The organism is Paracoccus ravus (genome assembly GCF_004522175.1).
Taxonomy (GTDB): Bacteria; Pseudomonadota; Alphaproteobacteria; order Rhodobacterales; family Rhodobacteraceae; genus Paracoccus; species Paracoccus ravus.
Window position 1 is genome coordinate 180707 of sequence record NZ_SDEB01000003.1, and the last position, 17612, is coordinate 198318.

Genomic DNA, 17612 nt, shown 5'->3' on the forward strand with positions numbered 1-17612 from the left:
ATGCGACTGTCCAGTAAGCACCTGACCCTGATCATCATGGCCGCGCTGATCGTGGCGGCCCCGTTCTTCTTTCCTTCGGGCTATTACTTCCGCGTCGGCGCGTTGATCTTCGTCAATGCGCTGGCGGTCACCGGCATCGTCATCCTGACCGGCTATGCCGGGCAGATCAGCCTTGGCCATGCCGGTTTCGCCGGGATCGGCGGCTATGCCTGCGCGCTCGCCCCGGTGCATTGGGGCCTGCCCCCGGCGCTGGCCGTGGTGCTGGGCGCGGCGGTTTCGGCGGCGCTCGCCTACCTGGTCGGGCGGCCGATCCTGCGGCTCAAGGGCTATTACCTCGGCGTCGCCTCGCTGGGTTTCGGCATCCTCGTCGCCATGGTCCTGAACAATGAGCGCGAACTGACCAAGGGTCCGGACGGGATCGAGGTCGCCGATCTCGGTCTGCGCGGGCTGCTGAAGGACTGGGGGCTGAACCTTTCGAACGGCGAGTTCTGGTATGCCTTTACCGGCCTCTGCCTCGTCATCGGGGCATGGATCGCGCTGAACCTCTTCAACAGCCCGAGCGGACGCGCTTTGCGCGCCCTGCACGGCTCCGAGATCGCCGCCGGAACCGTCGGCATCGACGTGGCGCGGGTCAAGCTGCAGGCCTTCGTGATATCGGCGGTTTATGCCTCGGTCGCGGGCTCGCTGACGGCCTTGCAGAACAAGTTCGTGACGCCCGACATTGCGGGCTTCATGCATTCGGTCGAGATGGTCACCATGGCCGTGCTGGGTGGGGTCGGCTCGGTGCCGGGCGCGATCCTCGGCGCGGGCATCCTGACGCTGCTGCCGCAGGTGCTGACGGTCTTTGCCGAATATGAGCAGCTGATCCTTGGGCTTGTCATGATGCTGGTGATGATCTTCCTGCGCGAGGGGTTGGTTCCGTCTATCCTGCGCAAGATCCGGGGGAGGGGCGAATGAGCCTGTTGCAGATCGAGCGCCTCGGCATCGCCTTTGGCGGGCTGCGCGCTGTCCATGACGTCAGCTTTTCCGTCGAGCCGGGCGAGATCGTCTCGGTCATCGGCCCGAACGGCGCGGGCAAGACCACGCTTTTCAACATGATCTCGGGGGTCTATCGCCCCGGTTCGGGCAAGGTGCGCCTGAAGGGCGAGGACGTGACCGGGATGGAGCCGTTCCTGCTGGCCGCCCGCGGCATGTCCCGGACCTTCCAGAACCTCCAGATCTTCCAGAACATGACCGTGCTGGAAAACGCCATGGCCGGGTTCCACCTGCAGGAGCGCGGCCCCGTGCTCGCGGACCTGCTGAACCTGCCCTCGTCGCGCAAGCGCACCCGCATGGCCGAGGAGGGGGCGCGCGCGCTTCTCGCCCGCGTGGGTCTTGAGCGCGCCGCCGACCGCGAGGCCGGGAACCTCTCCTATGGCTCGCTCAAGCGGCTGGAGATCGCCCGCGCGCTGGCGATGAATCCCGCCGTCCTGCTGCTCGATGAGCCGGCCGCCGGCTGCAATGCCGTCGAGACCGAGGAAATCGACCACCTGATCGCCGAGGTCGCGAAATCCGGCGTCGCCATCCTGCTGGTCGAGCATGACATGAAGATGGTCATGCGCATCTCGAATCATGTCGTCGTGCTGGATCACGGCGAGAAGATCGCCGAAGGCCCGCCCGAGGCGGTCAGCCGCAACCCGGCGGTGATCGCCGCCTATCTGGGCACGGAGGCCGCCGATGCTGACCGTTGAGGGACTGCGCTCGCGCTACGGGCGCATCGAGGTGCTGCACGGGCTGGACCTGCATGTCGACAGCGGCGAGATCGTCACCGTTGTCGGGGCGAATGGCGCGGGAAAGACCACGCTTCTGCGCTGCCTGTCCGGGGTGCAGCCGGTCTCGGGCGGCAAGATCACCTTCCGCGGCGAGGCGCTGACCACCGTCCCCGCCTACAAGCGGCTGTCGCGGGGGCTGGCGCAATCGCCCGAGGGGCGGCAGATCTTCACCAATCTCTCGGTCGAGGAAAACCTGCGGCTCGGGGCCTTCCTTTACAGCGATGCGCGCGTGGACAAGGACATGGAAGACGCCTTCCAGATGTTCCCGATCCTGCGCGAGAAGCGCAATCTGGCGGCGGGCGGCCTGTCGGGCGGCCAGCAGCAGATGCTGGCCATGGCCCGCGCGCTGATGGGGCGGCCAAGCTGCCTTCTGCTTGATGAGCCCTCGATGGGGCTTGCGCCGATCATCGTGCAGCAGATCTTCGATGTGGTCAGCGGCCTGAAGGCGCTTGGCGTCACCGTGCTGCTGGTCGAACAGAACGCCTTCGGGGCGCTCAAGATCGCCGACCGTGGCTATGTCATGGAAACCGGCCAAATTACCATGCAGGGCGCGGCGGCGGAACTCATCGCCGATCCCCGCATTCGCGAAGCTTACCTGGGAATTTGAACATGTCCGTCGTCACCATTGCCCGCCAAGGGGATATCGCCACCGTCACCGTGGACAACCCGCCCGTCAACGCGCTGGGTCTGGCGCTGCGCCAGGGGCTGTGGGACGCGGTCGCAACGCTCGACGCCGATCCGGCGGTGCGCGCCGTCGTGCTGATCTGCGCCGGCCGCACCTTCATCGCCGGGGCGGATGTCACCGAATTCGGCAAGCCCCCGGTCGAGCCGCACCTGCCCGACCTCGTGGCCCGGATCGAGGCGGCCGAAAAGCCCTGGATCGCGGCGATCCACGGCTCGGCGCTTGGCGGCGGCTTCGAGGTCGCGCTGGGATGCCGCTTCCGCGTCGCCCTGCCCGAGGCCTCGGTCGGCCTGCCCGAGGTGACCTTAGGCATCATCCCCGGCGCGGGCGGCACGGTGCGCACGCCGCGCTTGTGCGGCGTCGAAACGGCGGTCGACATGGCGACGACCGGCAAACCCGTGCGCGCGCCGAAGGCGCTGGCCGCCGGTCTGATCGACGCGGTGATCGAGGGCGATCTACTGGCCGGCGCGGTCGAATTCGCCCGCGCGGCGATCGCGCAACCCTTGCCGCTGCCGGTCTCGCAGCGCGGGACCGCGGCCCCCGAGGCAGGCTTCTGGGCCGAGGCCGAGGCATCCGTCGCCAAATCCGCCAAGGGCGCTGTCGCGCCGCTGCGCGCGCTGGCCGCGATCCGCAAGGCCGCCGAGGCGTCCTTCGACGAGGCGATGGGCTTCGAGCGCGAGACCTTCCTCGAACTGCGCGGCACCGAACAGGCGGCCGCCCTGCGCGCGGTCTTCTTCGCCGAGCGCGCCGCGCCGCGTCCCGCCGCCCTGCGCGATGTCGCGCCCCTGCCGCTGAAGACGGTCGCGGTGATCGGCGGCGGCACGATGGGCGCGGGCATCATCGCCGCGCTGCGCGATGCCGGGCTGCCGGTCATCCTGATCGAGCGCGACGACGAGGCCGTCGCGCGCGGCCTCGCCAATGTCGCCAAGGTCTTTGACGGCGGGGTCAAGCGCGGCAAGCTGTCCGAGGCCCATGCCCGGGCGCTGAAGGACGGCGTCACCGGCACCACCGATTACGCCGCGTTGGCCGATGCCGACATGGTGATCGAGGCCGTCTTCGAGGAAATCGGCGTCAAGCGCGCGGTCTTTGCCCAACTCGGCGCGGTCTGCCGCCCGGACGCGGTGCTGGCGACGAATACTTCGTATCTTGACCCCCGCGCCATCGCCGAGGGCCTGCCGAACCCCGCGCGCTTCATCGGGCTGCATTTCTTCAGCCCGGCCAATGTGATGAAATTGCTGGAAATCGTGCCGACCCCCGAGACCTCGTCCGCGACTCTCGCGACCGGTTTCGCGCTTGGCCGGCTGCTGAAGAAGATCCCGGTCCAATCGGGCATCTGCGAGGGCTTCATCGGCAATCGCATCCTCAAGCGCTACCGCGCCGCCGCCGAGGGGCTGGTGCGCAAGGGCGTGCCGATCGCGCGGATCGATGCCGCGATGCGCGGGCATGGCCTCGCCATGGGGCCGTTCGAGGCGCAGGATCTCGGCGGGCTCGACATCGCCTATCTGCAGCGCGAGGGCGCGCGGGCGGCGGGTCAGGACGTGCCCGAGACGCTGGGCGACATCCTTGTCCGCGCCGGCCGCAAGGGCCAGAAGACCGGCGGCGGCTGGTATGATTACGCGGCCGGCGAGCGCAAGCCGCTGGTCTCGGATCAGGTGGCGGAACTGCTCGCCGCCGAGATCGCGCCGCCCTCGGCAATGACCGAGCCCGAGATTGCCGCCGCGCTGGTCGGCGAGATGGCGGCCGAGGGGCAGGCCATCCTCGACGAGGGCATTGCTGCCAGCCCCACCGATATCGATCTGGTCAAGATCCATGGCTATGGCTTCCCGCGCTGGCGGGGTGGGCCGATGTTCGCGACCCGTGCGCGGTTGTGACCGGACGCTTGCCGGGCATCGGGCGGATCGGTTAATCGGGGCTGAGGCCGGGGCTGAGAAAGGGCTGCCATGCTGCATCAGACTGTGACGCTCGGCCTTGACTGCGACCGGGTCAGCAGCCTCGAGGAATATTCCCGCCGGATCGAGGAGGTCTGCGGCAGTTTCCGCATCCATGCGCGCGAAGGCAAGGTGGGTCGCATCCGGGGCTTTGTCGAGGCGCGCAGGCTTGCGCGCTTCGAGGCGGCAGTGATTTCGCTCGACGCCCTACGGGTCGAGCGGGATCAGGCGATGATCCGCCGCGATCCGGGAGAACACCTGTTTCTGCTGCTGCAGCATGCCGGAACCAGCCGGATCGTGCAGCGCGACTGCCAGACCGTCTTGAGGGCCGGCGATGTTTATATCGCGGATTCCTCCATCCCTTCGGAATTTCTCTATGAAACTGCGCAGTCTAGGCAGATTTCGCTGCATCTGCCGCGCGGCGAGGCGGTCCGGCGACTGGGGCCGCTCTGCACCGGCGGGTTGGCGATTGACCGGATGGACCCCCTCTTGCCCGCGATTCAGGGCATTATCACGCGCATGATGATCGACGATTGCGGCGGGGCGGCCTTGTCCGAGGCGCTTATGAACATCCTCACCGCATATTGCCATTCCCGCGCGACCGGCGAGGCGGACCGCACCGCGCTCTTGCATCAGCGCGCGCTCGCGCGCATCGCGGCGCGGGCAGGGGACGCGGCGCTGGATCTGGATGCCTTGGCGGGCGATCTGGGGGTCTCGCGCCGGACCTTGCAGCGCGCCTTCACGCGGCAGGGCGGCTCGGTCACAGGGGCGCTCCTCGCGGCACGGCTGGATCTGGCGCGCTCGCGCCTGGTCGCGCTGAATGATCGGGATCGGGGCGGCATTGCGGCCATCGCCTATGATTGCGGCTTCAACGACCTGTCGCATTTCTACCGGGCGTTCCGCTCGCGCTTCGGGATGCCGCCGGGACAGGCGCGCCACTAGGGCCGCTTCTGGCGCATCGGGCCAAGTCCGGTGGCGCGCGCGCCCAAGACCCATGGCCCGAAATCGGGCAAATTGGCGCGAAACGATCCGGCAGTCATCGGACGGGAGGAAAAACACATGAGCGAATTGAACCTGACTATCGACGGCAAGACCCATTCGGTCGCGGCGCGTTTCGACGTGATCAACCCGGCGACGGGCGAGGTTGCGGGCACCGCGCCGAATGCCACGCTGGCCGATCTGGATCTGGCGGTCGCCGCGGCCAAGACGGCTTTCGTGACCTGGTCGCAGAAATCCGATGCCGAATTGCAGGCCGCCTGCGAGGCGGTCACTGCCAAGATCGGCGAGCATGCCGAGGAGCTTGCCCGTCTGATCACGCTCGAACAAGGCAAGCCGCTGAATGGCCTTGGATCGCGCTGGGAGGTAGGCGGGGCACAGGCCTGGGCCGGATATACAGCGGGCCTGTCGCTGCCCGTGAAGGTCTTGCAGGATGACAATGCCGGCCGCGTCGAAATGCACCGCAAGCCGCTGGGTGTCGTCGGCTCGATCACGCCCTGGAACTTCCCTCTGATGATCGCGATCTGGCATGTCCTGCCCGCCTTGCGCACCGGCAATACGGTGGTGATCAAGCCCTCGCCCTACACACCGCTTGCGACGCTGCGTCTGGTCGAGCTGATGAACGAGGTTCTGCCCGCAGGGGTGGTCAATATCGTCACTGGCGAGGATCGCGAGGTCAATCTTGGCGCGGCGATGTCCAGCCATCCGGACATTCGCAAGATCGTCTTTACGGGCTCGACCGGGACGGGCAAGCGCGTGATGCAATCCGCCGCCGCCACGATGAAGCGCCTGACGCTGGAACTGGGCGGCAATGATGCGGGCATTGTCCTGCCCGATGCCGATCCCAAGACCATCGCCGAGGGTCTGTTCTGGGGCGCCTTCATCAATAACGGCCAGACCTGCGCCGCGATGAAGCGTCTTTACGTCCATGACAGCATCCATGACGAGGTCTGCAAGGAACTCGTCGCCTATGCCGCGCAGATCCCGGTCGGGAACGGGCTGGAAGAGGGTTCGGTCCTTGGTCCGATCCAGAACAAGATGCAGTTCGACAAGGTGGCAGGCCTTGTCGCGGACGCAAAAACCCGCGGGCAGGTGCTGCTGGGCGGCGAGGCGGGCGAGGAACTGTTCTTCAAGCCCACGATCATCTCGGGCCTGAAGAATGGCGATCCGCTGGTCGATGAAGAGCAGTTCGGCCCGGTCCTGCCGGTGATCCGCTATACCGATCTCGATGAAGTCATCGCCGCGGCGAATGACAGCGAGAACGGGCTGGGCGGTTCGATCTGGACCTCGGATATCGAGGCTGGCCGCAAGCTCGCCGCGCGCATGGAATGCGGCTCGGTCTGGATCAACAAGCATGGCATGATCCAGCCGAACGCGCCCTTTGGCGGGGTGAAATCCTCGGGTCTGGGCGTCGAGTTCACCGAAGAGGGGTTGGCGGAATATACCGACATTCAGGTCGTGTTCAGCTGATGACCTGCGCAGGGGTCTTGCGCCTAGGCGCTGACCCTGCGCAACCCATGGCCGCCCGCTCGTCGGGAAAGGGCCGGGACGCCGCCGGTTGGGAGGCCGGCGGCGGTCTTGTTCAGGGGTGAAGCGGCTTCACCAGTTGAAATCGTCGCTGCTGAGCTGGTTGATCGAAATACCCTCGATCACGAGGCGGTCGGTTCCGGCCCTGATCACCACGTCGCTGCCGCTTTGGCTCGCTGCCGCGCGGATATCCGCATAGCTGTCGAAACGGGCGTAATACGAGACGTCGATCTCGTCGTCGCCATTCTCGAAATCGGTGATGCGATCGACTCCGCCGTTGAAATAAAAATCATCCGCCCCCTCACCGCCGGTCATGGTGTCATTGCCGGTGCCGCCATTGAGGGTGTCGTTGCCGTCTGCGGCGGTGATGCGATCTGCTCCGCCCTGACCCGACAGCAGGTCGTCGCCTTCGCCGCCGATGAGCACGTCCCAGCCGCCTCCGGCATAGACGATGTCATTGCCCTCGCCCGCATTGATCGTGTCGCGGCCATTTCCGGACCATGAGCGGTCGTTTCCCGATCCCAGAGTGATGCTGTTATGCCCGTTTCCGGCGCGAACATCGTCATTGCCCTCGCCCGCGTCGATCGTATCCGTGCCATTGCCTGCCCAGATCTGGTCATTGCCACTGCGTCCAAGGACACGGTTGCTGCCCGATCCGGCATCCAGCCGGTCATTGCCTTCGCCGCCATCGACCAGATCATTTCCATCATAGCCGTAAATCGTGTCGTCACCGGACATGCCGTACAGGCTGTCGGCCGCGCTGGTGCCGTTGATGCGGTTGTCGTCGTCATTGCCTCGGATGATCGCCATGGGATTCTCCATCATGTCGGTTCGCGGGCGGCTTTTGACTTGCCCCCATCAGACAGACGAAGCCCGAAGATGGTTCATTCCACGGTCGGACGAAAAACTTCCGGGCCCCGGCATGAAACCGCCGACATGCCGGTCAATATCCCAATGTTTCACGCAGCTTAATCTCGACGCTGCGCAGATGACGGCGCATGGCCTCGGCGGCGCCGGGGCCGTCGCGCTCGGCGATGGCCTCGACGATCCGGTCATGCTCTTCGAAGCTGTGATGTTCGCGCGGGGGGCGCTCGGGATGCACGCGCCGACGGCCCCAGGTGACCGCGCGGCGCACCGCCGTCATCGTATCCAGCAGGCCCAGGAGCAGGCTGTTCTGCGCGGCCTCGCCGAAACTGCGATGCAGCCGGTTGTCCCATTGCTCATATAGCCTCCAGCTCGTCGCAAGGCGGCATTTCTGGGCGCAATTGCGCAGTTCTGACACCTGCGCCGCCGTGGCGTTCACGGCGGCAAGACGGGCGATCTCGGGCTCGAAGGCGACGCGGGCCGCCATCACCTCAAGGGGATTGGTGCGACGGATCATCGCGTTGAGGTCCGTCGGCGTCTCGACCGGGCGATCGCCCATGAACGTGCCCTTGCCGACATGTCGCCAGACCACACCCTGTCCCTGAAGCACCGCCATCGCCTTGCGCAGAGCAGTACGGCCCATGTCCAGCGTCTCGGCCAGTTCACGTTCGGGCGGCAAGCGGCCGTCTTCGCCAAGCTCGGCTGATTCCAGAAAGCCACGCAGCTTTTCGACCGGAGAGAGGGGCATCATATTCTGCATTTGCGAAACCAATGTAAGATTGGTTGTATAATTGCTCGGCCCGTTCTGCGTGTCAATACGTCAGTGATTTAAGGATATTTCTTAAGTTTAGGCCAAGTAGAAAGCAATTCGTTGACAATCATTCCGAATCGAATGCAACATTGGTTTGCATTGGGCTTTGAGGAGAGCCCGAGCGATGGGGAGGAAGAAATGGGTTATCTTGCTGAACGGATCAGGACTGCCGCCGTCATCTCGACACTCAGCCTGACGGTCGCCATTCCGGCGACGGCCATTGCTGATCCGATGCGCGTCGCCTTCGGCGATATTGCGACGGTCGAGACATTGGGCCTCTTGATTGCACTCGAGCGCGCCAAGGAGCAGGGCGTCGAGGTCGAGACGGTCTTCCTGAAAAGCGAGGATATCGCGGCGCAGGCCGTGGTCAGCGGTCAGGCCGATATCGGCATCGGCGGACCCTATGCGCTGCTGCAAAAGGTCAAGGCACCGATCCGGATGTTCCTGCAACTCAGTGAATTGCAGATGTATCCGGTCGTCAATTCCGAGTTTTACAAGGATTGGGCCGATCTGGACGGGCAAGAGATCGCTGTCCATTCCCGTGGCTCGGGAACCGAGGCCATCATGCAGATGATGGCGCAAAAGAACGGCATCAAATATTCCAGCGTCGCCTATGTTCCGGGGGCCGAGGTCCGGACCGGCGCGCTGCTTCAGGGCAATGTCAAGGCGACCATCGTGGATTCCTCGGGCAAGCGCGTGCTTGAGGCAGAGGCGCCGGACAAGTTCACCTTCCTGCCTCTGGGAGATATCGCAGCGACCGATGAGGCGCTTTTCGCCAATACCGAGTATCTCGAAAAGAATGCCAAGGATGCCGAGATCCTCGTCGACTCGATCCTGACGACCTGGCGCGAGATCGCCGCCGATCCTGCCGTCGTGACCAAACTACGCGACCAATACAAGCTCTTGCCAGATGCGACGCCCGAGATGGTGGCCGAGATCGAGCCCTATTTCGCGGGACTCAAGGACGCGCTGCCATTGAATGGCGGCGGTGAGGCCGCGGCGAAAAGCGATTTCGACTTCTATACCGTATCCGGCGCGCTGACGGGTGATCCCAAGGAATTGAAGGTCGAGGATTTCTGGGATCTCGGCATCCTGAACACGGTGGTCGGCCGCATCGGGACCATGTGAGATGGCTTTGATGTCACAGGAAACCAAGCTGGCGCTTCCCCGTGAGGCGCCAACCACCCTCGAGGCGATCCGGCTTTTCGCCGAGAGGCGGCGATCCTTCTGGGTCGTCCTGTCGCTTGCCTGCCTGTTCACCGCATGGGAGATCGCAGGCCGCATTCCGATCAGCTATGCCTTTCCGACATTTTCGGACACGGTCGCGGCCTTTTTCGAGATGGTCGGCGACGGCACGATGATCCGGGCCTATTTCCTGACATTGCAGCCCTTGGTTCTGGGTGTGGTCATCTCGGCCCTGTGCGGGATCGGGATCGGCATCCTGATGGGACTCTCGGACAAGGCGGAATGGCTGCTCGCCCCCGTCTTCATCGTCTTGCAGGCCGCACCCATGGCCGCCTTGGTGCCGCTGGTGACCTTCATCTATGGCATCGGGCTGACGGCCAAGACGCTCGCGGTAATCATGCTGGCCTTGCCGGTGATCGTGCTGAATTCCTATAAGGCCGTGCGGCATGTGAACCCCTCTCTCGTGGATATGTGCCGCTCGTTTCAGGGCTCGCGCAGACAGCAGATCTTCAAGATCATCATCCCCGATGCCTCGCCCGTCCTTTTCGCCGGGCTGCGGCTGGGCGTGGCGGCGGGCTTCATCGGGGTGATGCTCGCGGAATTGCTGATCACGCCAACCGGGATCGGCGATCTGATCACCTATCACCGCTCGGTCGCGAATTACGCGCATATGTACGCAGCCGTCGCCTCGATCATCGCGGTCTCGACCCTGACGCTGGCCGGGCTGCAATGGTTCGAGACGAATATTCTCCGCCCCGAAAAGAGGAGGAAGTGACATGACCATCCAAGCCAGCACTGCCGCTGCGCAATTCGACCCCGAAAGCGTCACCACCGATGATTCTGTCGTCCGGGTCGAGGGGATCTGCAAACGCTATGGCGCTGTCGAGGCGCTGCGCGGGATCGACCTGCAATTCGAGCGCGGCAAGCTGACCACGCTGCTTGGTCCCTCGGGCTGCGGCAAGACCACGCTATTGAAGATCATCGCCGGGCTGATCCCCGCAACATCGGGACAGATCGTCATCAATGACCGCGTGGTGACCGGTCCCGGCCCTGAGCGCGCCTTCGTCTTTCAGGATTTCGCGCTGATGCCCTGGGCCACGGTGCTGCGCAATGTGGGCTTCGGGCTCGAGTTGAAGGGCGTGGCCGAGGGCGAACGCAACCGCATTGCCCGCAATTACATCGAGCAGGTCGGGTTGCAGGGCTTTGAGGACAAATTCCCGCATGAATTGTCGGGCGGCATGCGCCAGAGGGTCGGCATTGCGCGGGCCTTCGCGGTCAATGCCGATGTGCTGCTGCTGGACGAGCCCTTCTCGGCCGTGGACGAACAGAACCGTCGCAAGTTCCAGGAGGATCTGCTCCGACTGGTCGAGATCGAGCGCAAGACCTTCATCTTCGTGACCCATTCGATCGAAGAGGCGGTCTATGTCTCGGACCGGATCGTGCTCTTGTCGCCGCGTCCGGGACGGCTTGCGCGCATCATCGAACCCCGGATCGACCGCTCGGCCAGCCCCGACGAGATCCGCCGCGATGCGGCCTATCTCGATGTCGTCGAGGATATCTGGCAGAGCCTGCGCCATTATGCGGAGTGAGCGGCCATGACAGTCTTTGGTTTCCGCATTCCGATGATGGCCTCGCTGCTCGTCTGGGCCCTGCTGTGGGAAATCGTCGGCCAGCTTGATCTGATCTTCCTGATCCCGCCGATGAGTTCGATCTTTTCTGCGGGGCTGGGTCTTGTGCAGACCGCCTCCTGGCAGAATGCGACCTGGATCACCGTGAAATCCTTTGTCATCGGCATGTCGCTGGCCATCGCGATCGGCGTGCCCTTGGGCGTGCTGATGGGCCGGTTCCGGATCATCGACAATATCTGCGGCCTCTGGGTGAACATGTTCGTCAGCGCGCCGCTTTCCGCGCTGGTCCCGGTGCTGATGATCCTGTTCGGCATGGGCGAGACGACCATCGTCGTCACCGTCTTCCTCTTCGCGGTCTGGATCATCGTCCTGGACGCGCGGGCAGGGGTGATGCAGGTCCCGCAATCTCTGATCGAAATGGCGCGCTCTTACGGCGCGTCGCGCGGGGTGATCCTGCGCAAGATCATCCTTCTCTCCGCCCTTCCCGAAATCCTTGCCGGCATCCGCATCGGACTGATCCGGGGGGTCAAGGGCGTCGTGATCGGACAGATCCTCGTGGCCGTGATCGGCTATGGCGAATTGTTCGAACTTTACTCCAGAAGCTTCGACATGGAGCGCTTCTGGGCACTGACCATCGTTCTGTTCGCGGCGGCCATGCTGCTCTCCGCGATCGTCGAACGAGCCGAAAAACGCATCGAATATTACGCAGGAGCAAGATGATGAACGACATGACCCAGGTGGCGAATTATGCCTTCGCGCCGGAACCCACGCCGACCATTCCGGTCGCGGGCAGCGACGCGCTGTTCCCGGTGCGCCGGATCTATTGTGTCGGCCGCAATTTCGCCGAGCATGCGATCGAGATGGGCCATGATCCGGACAAGGAGCCGCCCTTCTTCTTCCAGAAAAACCCCGATTCCATCGTGCCTCCGGGCGGTGATTTTCCCTATCCCTCGGAATCCAGCGACGTCCATCACGAGATCGAACTGGTCGTCGCGCTGAAATCCGGCGGCGTGGACATCCCGGTCGAAGCCGCGCTGGATTGCGTCTTTGGCTATGGCGTCGGCCTGGACATGACCCGGCGCGACCTGCAGGCGGTGGCCAAGAAGATGGGCCGGCCATGGGAGATCGCGAAATCCTTCGAGGCCTCGGCCCCCTGCAGCGCCATCCATCCGGTTTCCGAGATCGGCCATCCGACCGAAGGCGGGCTGCGTGTCGCCGTCAATGGCGAGACGCGCCAGACCGGGGATCTGAACCAGATGATCTGGAAAGTGCCGGAAATGATCGCCTATCTGTCGCGCCTGTTCGAGCTGAAACCCGGCGACGTGATCTTTGCCGGAACCCCCGCCGGGGTGGGTCAGGTCGAACGTGGCGATCTGATCGAGGGCAGCGTTGACGGGGTGGACAGCATCTCGGTCAAGGTCGTCTGACGCGGCGGCGCAGAAAAAGGCCGCCCGCCAGGACGACGGCGGCGGCCCCCAGCATGACATGGCGCGAGGTCAGGCCCAGCCTTGCCCTCGCGCTACGCCGATATCGCGGATCGAAGAACCGGGTATCGGCCAGCAAAGCTCCAATCAGATTTTCCCGACGCAAGGGCAGTTCGCGCAACCCGCGCCCCTCGCGCGGGTTCAGCGTCTCGATCACCTCGATCAGCGAGCCGGTTTTGGCCAGCACATCGGCGACTTTGGAAGGCTCGCTGCCAAGATGTTCGGCAAGCAGACGATTGCGCAGAGTTGCTATGAAATCGCGGGACCGGGGCGTATCCCCCGCGATCGCCACGTCGCATTCCGTGTCGAAACCCATCGATCTGCGGTCAAGATTGCTTGAGCCCACGCGCAGCAGCCGGTCATCCACGATGCAGATCTTGGCATGGACATAGATCGGATCCTCTGCTTCGTTCATCGGATAAAGGATGCGGAACCGATCATGCCGGTCCAGTTCGCGCATGGCGCGCACCATGCGCGATCGGGTGATATGCATGGCCTGATCCTCTATCGCGCCATAGGCCGCGATGGGATTCACCAGGACAATCTCGGGACCGTCTGGCTCGGATAGCCGCCGCGCGATGGCCCGTGCGATGCTGTCGGCGCAGAAATACTGAGATTCCAAATAGATATGTTCTTTGGCCGAGGCGATCGCGTCCAGATAAAGCTGCTCGATTTCGGCAATCGTCGGCTGATCGCTCTGGGGTGGTTCGGTGCGCGCAATCGCAAGCGGGACGTCGGAAAGGTCCGGCGAAATACTCTTGGGCCAGAGGTCCGCGCCCGGGCTGAACGTCTCGCGCAGGGGCTCGTCATTGGCCCGCAGCCAGCGCTCGCGCGCCAGACGGCTCAGTTCCGCGGCCGCCGGTCCAGAGATCACCGCCGAGGCATCGTGCCAGGGCGGTGCAGGCGTGCCATCGCGCGACAGTCGCCGCGGATCCTCATGGCGATGCGCCGGCCGGTCCCAGCGCCCGTCGGTCATGTCTATGCCCCCGCAAAAGGCCAGCGAGTCGTCAAAAACCGCGATCTTCTGATGATGGCAGGCCCCGATAGGATGCCGGCCGTCAAAGGCGAGATGGATCTGGCCGGGCGCAAGCAACTTCATCTTTGCGCCGGGCAGAACCCGCCCGGGCGCGACCAGCGCCCCGCCGCTCCATTTCAACAGATAGATGTCGAGCCCCTCGCGGGCTTCGACGAGTGCCTCGAGGAAAGGTCCCACCCGGTTGGGAAAACCGTCCGGCGCAAGGCCCTCGTCGTCGCTTTCGCCCGGCAGCATCTCGATCTCGAAATCGAAATCCCATCCGACCATGAGCGCGAAGCGTTCCGCCCCCAGAAAGGCCTGTCGCAGCGCGCGGAAATAGTCCTGCCCGTCGATGATGAAGGAAAAACAACGCGCATCTGCAACGCGCCAACAGTTCCGGCCCGGCCGGAAGGAAAGTTCAGACATTGTCCAATCCGCTTGACCTTTGGTGTTTCCCAACACGCCGGGATCAAGCGGGTTCCAAGCGGAAAGGGATGCCTTTGGGCATCCCCCGCATCAATTCGCCTCGGCCGATCCGTTTGCGGGCGTGCCGGTGCCATGCCCGGCCCGGGCGCGATCGAACTGGGTGGGGTGGACCTGACCCAGCCAGGTTTCCGTCAGGGGCTTGCCGTCACGGGCCAGATAGGCGCGCAGATCGGCGGTTTCGACGCCTTCGGCGGCGATATCGAAGATCAGCCGCCAGCGATGGGTTCCCACGACGGGAAGGGCATAGGATTGCACCAGGCGCACGCCCTCGGGCACCGAGATGTTCGGCGTGACCCCATCCGTCTGGCCCAAGCCGGCCAGGGCCGGCCCCTCGAAGTCGATCGCGAGCTTGAGATGGCCCGCGGGTCGCGGATGACCGGGCACGCCGCCAGCCCCGATCCGCGTCGCGACCGTCTTAGCCAGAGGCTGCGGCACCGGGGCATCCTCCATCCAGGTCAGATCGTAATCAAAGCGCCTCTCCTGTCCCGCGACAGGCTGTTCGGCGGGATTCCAGAAAGCCACGATATTGTCATAGATCTCGTCATCGGTCGGGATCTCGACAAGCTGGATCTGTCCCGGACCCCAATCGCCGCGAGGGGCGATCCAGACCGAGGCGCGCTTTTCGTAGAACACGCCGTCATCCTCGTAATTCTCGAAGCGCCGATCGCGCTGCATCAGGCCGAAACCCTTGGGGTTTTCGGTCATGAAGCTAGAAGTAACGACGCGGGGCGGGTTCATCAGCGGCCGCCAGACCTGTTCGCCATTTCCCATCACCATCATCAACCCGTCCGCGTCATGAACTTCGGGCCGCCAGTCGAAACCCAGCACGCGATTGGTCTCCGAATACCAATACATCGAGGTCAGCGGGCCAATCCCCAGGCGCTCGACGGGATTTCGGAAGAACAGGCGCGAGGAAATCCGCATCGTTTGACCGATGCCCGGCTGGCCCCGCGTGATGTCCATGCGGTAAGCCCCCGCGACCGAGGGGCTGTCCATCAAGGCATAGATCGTGACATCGGCCTCGCCGTCCTTGGGCTTTTCGATGAGGAACTTGGTGAACAGGGGAAACTCTTCGGGCGTGGACATGCCCGAATTGATCGCTAGGCCACGGGCTGACATCCCATATTGCCCGACCGGCCCCGAGGTGCGGAAATAGGATGCGCCCAGAAAGCTGATCCAGTCGGTCTTGAGATCGGGGTCCATCAGCCGGAAACCAGCAAAGCCGGTTCCTTCGGTCAGGTCATGGGCGGGACTGCCCGGGGGGATCTCGAAAAAGCGCGGATCATAGCCGATGCGACGGGCCTTGCCGTTTTCCACGACGCCGACGGTGATCGGGTTGCGGAAATAGGTTCCCAGATGAAAGAACTGGACCGGAACGTCCCCGACCCGAACGGTCGTCTCGGGGCGGAAACGGATCTTCCAATGCGCATCATAGTCGATCCGCTCCAGGACTTCGGGCTGGGCCACGACGGGGGCGACATAAGGTGTCGCGGCCAGATTTCGTGCCTCATCCGCAAGAAGGTCGAAGCTGAAAGGTTGCGACGGACCCAAGGTGGCTTTGAATGCCGAGGTTGCCTCCTGCGCAGCCAGCCTGGCGCCAGATCCGGGCAGCAAGGGTTGGCCGAGAAGCAGGGCGAGGCCCGCGATGCCGGTCAGGACATATGAGCGAAGGCGCAAGGAAGGTCTCCGTGGAAGCGGCCCCGGAAGGGACGGAAATTCGATGCGCCATCGCTAATTGGATCACCGGGTCCGTGGCAAGTGTTTCACGAGCCGAGCCGCGAAAACTCGCGCGTTTTCCATTTCGCGACCGGCATGTTCCGGCGGATCTGCACGCGCGCAGAGCAGCCGCCACCCTGTCCAATTCGACACTGTCCAATTCGACAACTGTTTGGAGAGTAAAACATATAATACGACTACACTACGCTGAGCGACTGGGACGCCGGCGGGTGGTCACATATGTTTGGTAAGTGCGTTCTGGCCGCACGCTGACCTTTCCGGACATGTCCATCTATAGCAGGCGCTCGTGCTTTCACGGGCGTCCGATAGCTCATGTTCGATTGGAAAAAGCATGGCAATCTATAGTTTTGATGCACTTCCTCCTTCGGCATTCACCTCCGGGAAACTGTCTGAATGGCAGACCTCCTATCAGCCCTTTCACGACAGCTACATTTCGCCAAGCGGATCGGGTTGGCAATATGCAAATGGCTTTTTTACCTATTCCCGCGATTTGCTCGTATCCGTTACCGTCGATGACACGGACAAAAACGGCATGACGCTGGATGATTATGACCATGGCGAAACCACCCAGAGACTGGTCTCGTCCTTTTTGGGATACCCCGCAGGGACTGTCATTGAGGATGAGTTCGAGATAGCGCTGCGGGCGACCGTCGATGGCGAGAGCCGGGAATACCGCCTTGTTGCCCTGGGCGTGAATGACGGCAAGATCGCGGGCTATACCTTTCAAGGCGAATGGCCGCCCGAGGGCGTCGCGCTATACCCGAACTATACCGGCACGGGCGACAGTGATTATCAGGAAATGCCGCAACCCGTCGCGCCGTCGTTGCCGGCACCCTGCTTTGCCCGCGGCGTGATGATCGCGACCCCTCGCGGAGAGGTCGCCATCGAAAATCTGCGGGCGGGAGATCTGGTGCTGACGCAGGATCATGGGCTTCAGGCGATCCGCTGGATCGGATCCGTGCAGATTGGCGCGGCGGATCTGCGCGCGATGCCGAACATGCAGCCGATCCGGATTGCCGCCGGCGCGCTTGGCTTGAACAGCCCGGCACGGGATCTCGTGGTTTCGCCGCAGCATCGCATCCTGCTGCGCTCGCGCCTTGCGCAAAAGCTTTTCGGCGCATGCGAGGTTCTGGTCGCCGCCAAGCAATTGCTTGCCCTCGGGGGCGTGACGATTGCCACGGATATTCCCGAAGTCGAGTATTTTCACCTGCTGTTCGACCGGCACGAGATCGTGACCTCGAATGGGGCGGCCACGGAATCGCTTTATCCGGGCGGTGCGGCCCTGCGCGCGGTTGGGCCTGCGGCGCTGGCCGAAATCCACGCGCTCTTTCCTGCATTGCGCGAGCCGGGTTTCTTGCCTCAGGCCGCGCGGATGATCCTGGCGGGCAGACATGGGCGCAATCTTGCCGCGCGCCATGCCCGCCGGGCCGAGCCGCTTCTGGCCTGACGCCGCGATCC

The 17612-nt window shown here is 64.0% G+C and carries 16 protein-coding genes; 12 read left to right on the plus strand and 4 right to left on the minus strand.

The genetic code is table 11. The features are described 5' to 3' along the window. From ESZ60_RS04240 to ESZ60_RS04265, 6 genes are all read left to right on the plus strand, one after another. Window positions 1-957 (plus strand): branched-chain amino acid ABC transporter permease, encoded by a 957-nt coding sequence (locus tag ESZ60_RS04240; protein ID WP_134679171.1) that lies wholly within the window; start codon window positions 1-3, stop codon window positions 955-957. Further along, window positions 954-1730 (plus strand): ABC transporter ATP-binding protein, encoded by a 777-nt coding sequence (locus ESZ60_RS04245; RefSeq protein ID WP_134679172.1) that lies wholly within the window; start codon window positions 954-956, stop codon window positions 1728-1730. The genes ESZ60_RS04240 and ESZ60_RS04245 overlap by 4 nt, the downstream gene beginning before the upstream one ends. Further along, entirely contained in the window at window positions 1717-2418 is a 702-nt protein-coding gene (locus tag ESZ60_RS04250; RefSeq protein WP_134679173.1) for an ABC transporter ATP-binding protein, read from the plus strand. Before ESZ60_RS04245 ends, ESZ60_RS04250 begins: the two co-directional genes overlap by 14 nt. Before the next feature lie 2 nt (window positions 2419-2420). Beyond that, window positions 2421-4364: a 3-hydroxyacyl-CoA dehydrogenase NAD-binding domain-containing protein gene (locus ESZ60_RS04255; RefSeq protein WP_134679174.1), complete on the plus strand. Its 1944-nt coding sequence runs from the start codon at window positions 2421-2423 to the stop codon at window positions 4362-4364. A 69-nt stretch (window positions 4365-4433) separates the two neighbouring features. Next, on the plus strand, window positions 4434-5363 hold the full coding sequence (locus ESZ60_RS04260) for a helix-turn-helix domain-containing protein (RefSeq protein ID WP_134679175.1): 930 nt from the start codon (window positions 4434-4436) through the stop codon (window positions 5361-5363). A 117-nt stretch (window positions 5364-5480) separates the two neighbouring features. Continuing rightward, window positions 5481-6887, plus strand: a complete 1407-nt coding sequence (locus ESZ60_RS04265; protein ID WP_134679176.1) for an aldehyde dehydrogenase family protein — start codon at window positions 5481-5483, stop codon at window positions 6885-6887. Window positions 6888-7016: 129 nt separating this feature from the next. On the opposite strand, the gene ESZ60_RS04270 is transcribed toward ESZ60_RS04265, so the two are convergent. Further along, window positions 7017-7754, minus strand: a complete 738-nt coding sequence (locus ESZ60_RS04270; RefSeq protein WP_134679177.1) for a calcium-binding protein — start codon at window positions 7752-7754, stop codon at window positions 7017-7019. A gap of 133 nt (window positions 7755-7887) precedes the next feature. Continuing rightward, window positions 7888-8559: a FadR/GntR family transcriptional regulator gene (locus ESZ60_RS04275; protein ID WP_209021230.1), complete on the minus strand. Its 672-nt coding sequence runs from the start codon at window positions 8557-8559 to the stop codon at window positions 7888-7890. A 198-nt stretch (window positions 8560-8757) separates the two neighbouring features. Between ESZ60_RS04275 and ESZ60_RS04280 the strand changes: the two genes are divergently transcribed. The 5 genes from ESZ60_RS04280 to ESZ60_RS04300 are packed head-to-tail and all read left to right on the plus strand — an operon-like array spanning window position 8758 to window position 12859. After that, a complete protein-coding gene (locus ESZ60_RS04280; RefSeq protein ID WP_134679179.1) occupies window positions 8758-9747 on the plus strand; it encodes an ABC transporter substrate-binding protein in 990 nt (329 codons plus the stop codon). A 10-nt stretch (window positions 9748-9757) separates the two neighbouring features. Beyond that, window positions 9758-10579 carry an ABC transporter permease gene (locus ESZ60_RS04285; protein ID WP_209021231.1) on the plus strand — a complete coding sequence of 274 codons (822 nt, stop codon included), beginning with the start codon at window positions 9758-9760 and terminating at the stop codon, window positions 10577-10579. A 1-nt stretch (window position 10580) separates the two neighbouring features. Further along, window positions 10581-11393 carry an ABC transporter ATP-binding protein gene (locus ESZ60_RS04290; protein ID WP_134679181.1) on the plus strand — a complete coding sequence of 271 codons (813 nt, stop codon included), beginning with the start codon at window positions 10581-10583 and terminating at the stop codon, window positions 11391-11393. 6 nt (window positions 11394-11399) lie between these two features. Then, complete coding sequence (locus ESZ60_RS04295) at window positions 11400-12152, plus strand: ABC transporter permease (RefSeq protein WP_134679182.1); 753 nt, start codon at window positions 11400-11402, stop codon at window positions 12150-12152. 17 nt (window positions 12153-12169) lie between these two features. Next, on the plus strand, window positions 12170-12859 hold the full coding sequence (locus ESZ60_RS04300; protein ID WP_134679225.1) for a fumarylacetoacetate hydrolase family protein: 690 nt from the start codon (window positions 12170-12172) through the stop codon (window positions 12857-12859). Here ESZ60_RS04300 and ESZ60_RS04305 read toward each other — a convergent pair. Further along, window positions 12846-14357 carry a phospholipase D-like domain-containing protein gene (locus tag ESZ60_RS04305; RefSeq protein WP_134679183.1) on the minus strand — a complete coding sequence of 504 codons (1512 nt, stop codon included), beginning with the start codon at window positions 14355-14357 and terminating at the stop codon, window positions 12846-12848. The two genes, ESZ60_RS04300 and ESZ60_RS04305, sit on opposite strands and share 14 nt — an antisense overlap. Window positions 14358-14447: 90 nt before the next feature. After that, window positions 14448-16094 carry an OpgD/OpgG family glucan biosynthesis protein gene (locus tag ESZ60_RS04310; protein WP_134679184.1) on the minus strand — a complete coding sequence of 549 codons (1647 nt, stop codon included), beginning with the start codon at window positions 16092-16094 and terminating at the stop codon, window positions 14448-14450. A 391-nt stretch (window positions 16095-16485) separates the two neighbouring features. Between ESZ60_RS04310 and ESZ60_RS21225 the strand changes: the two genes are divergently transcribed. Next, window positions 16486-17601: a Hint domain-containing protein gene (locus ESZ60_RS21225; protein WP_245155571.1), complete on the plus strand. Its 1116-nt coding sequence runs from the start codon at window positions 16486-16488 to the stop codon at window positions 17599-17601. The last annotated feature ends 11 nt before the right edge of the window (window positions 17602-17612 follow it).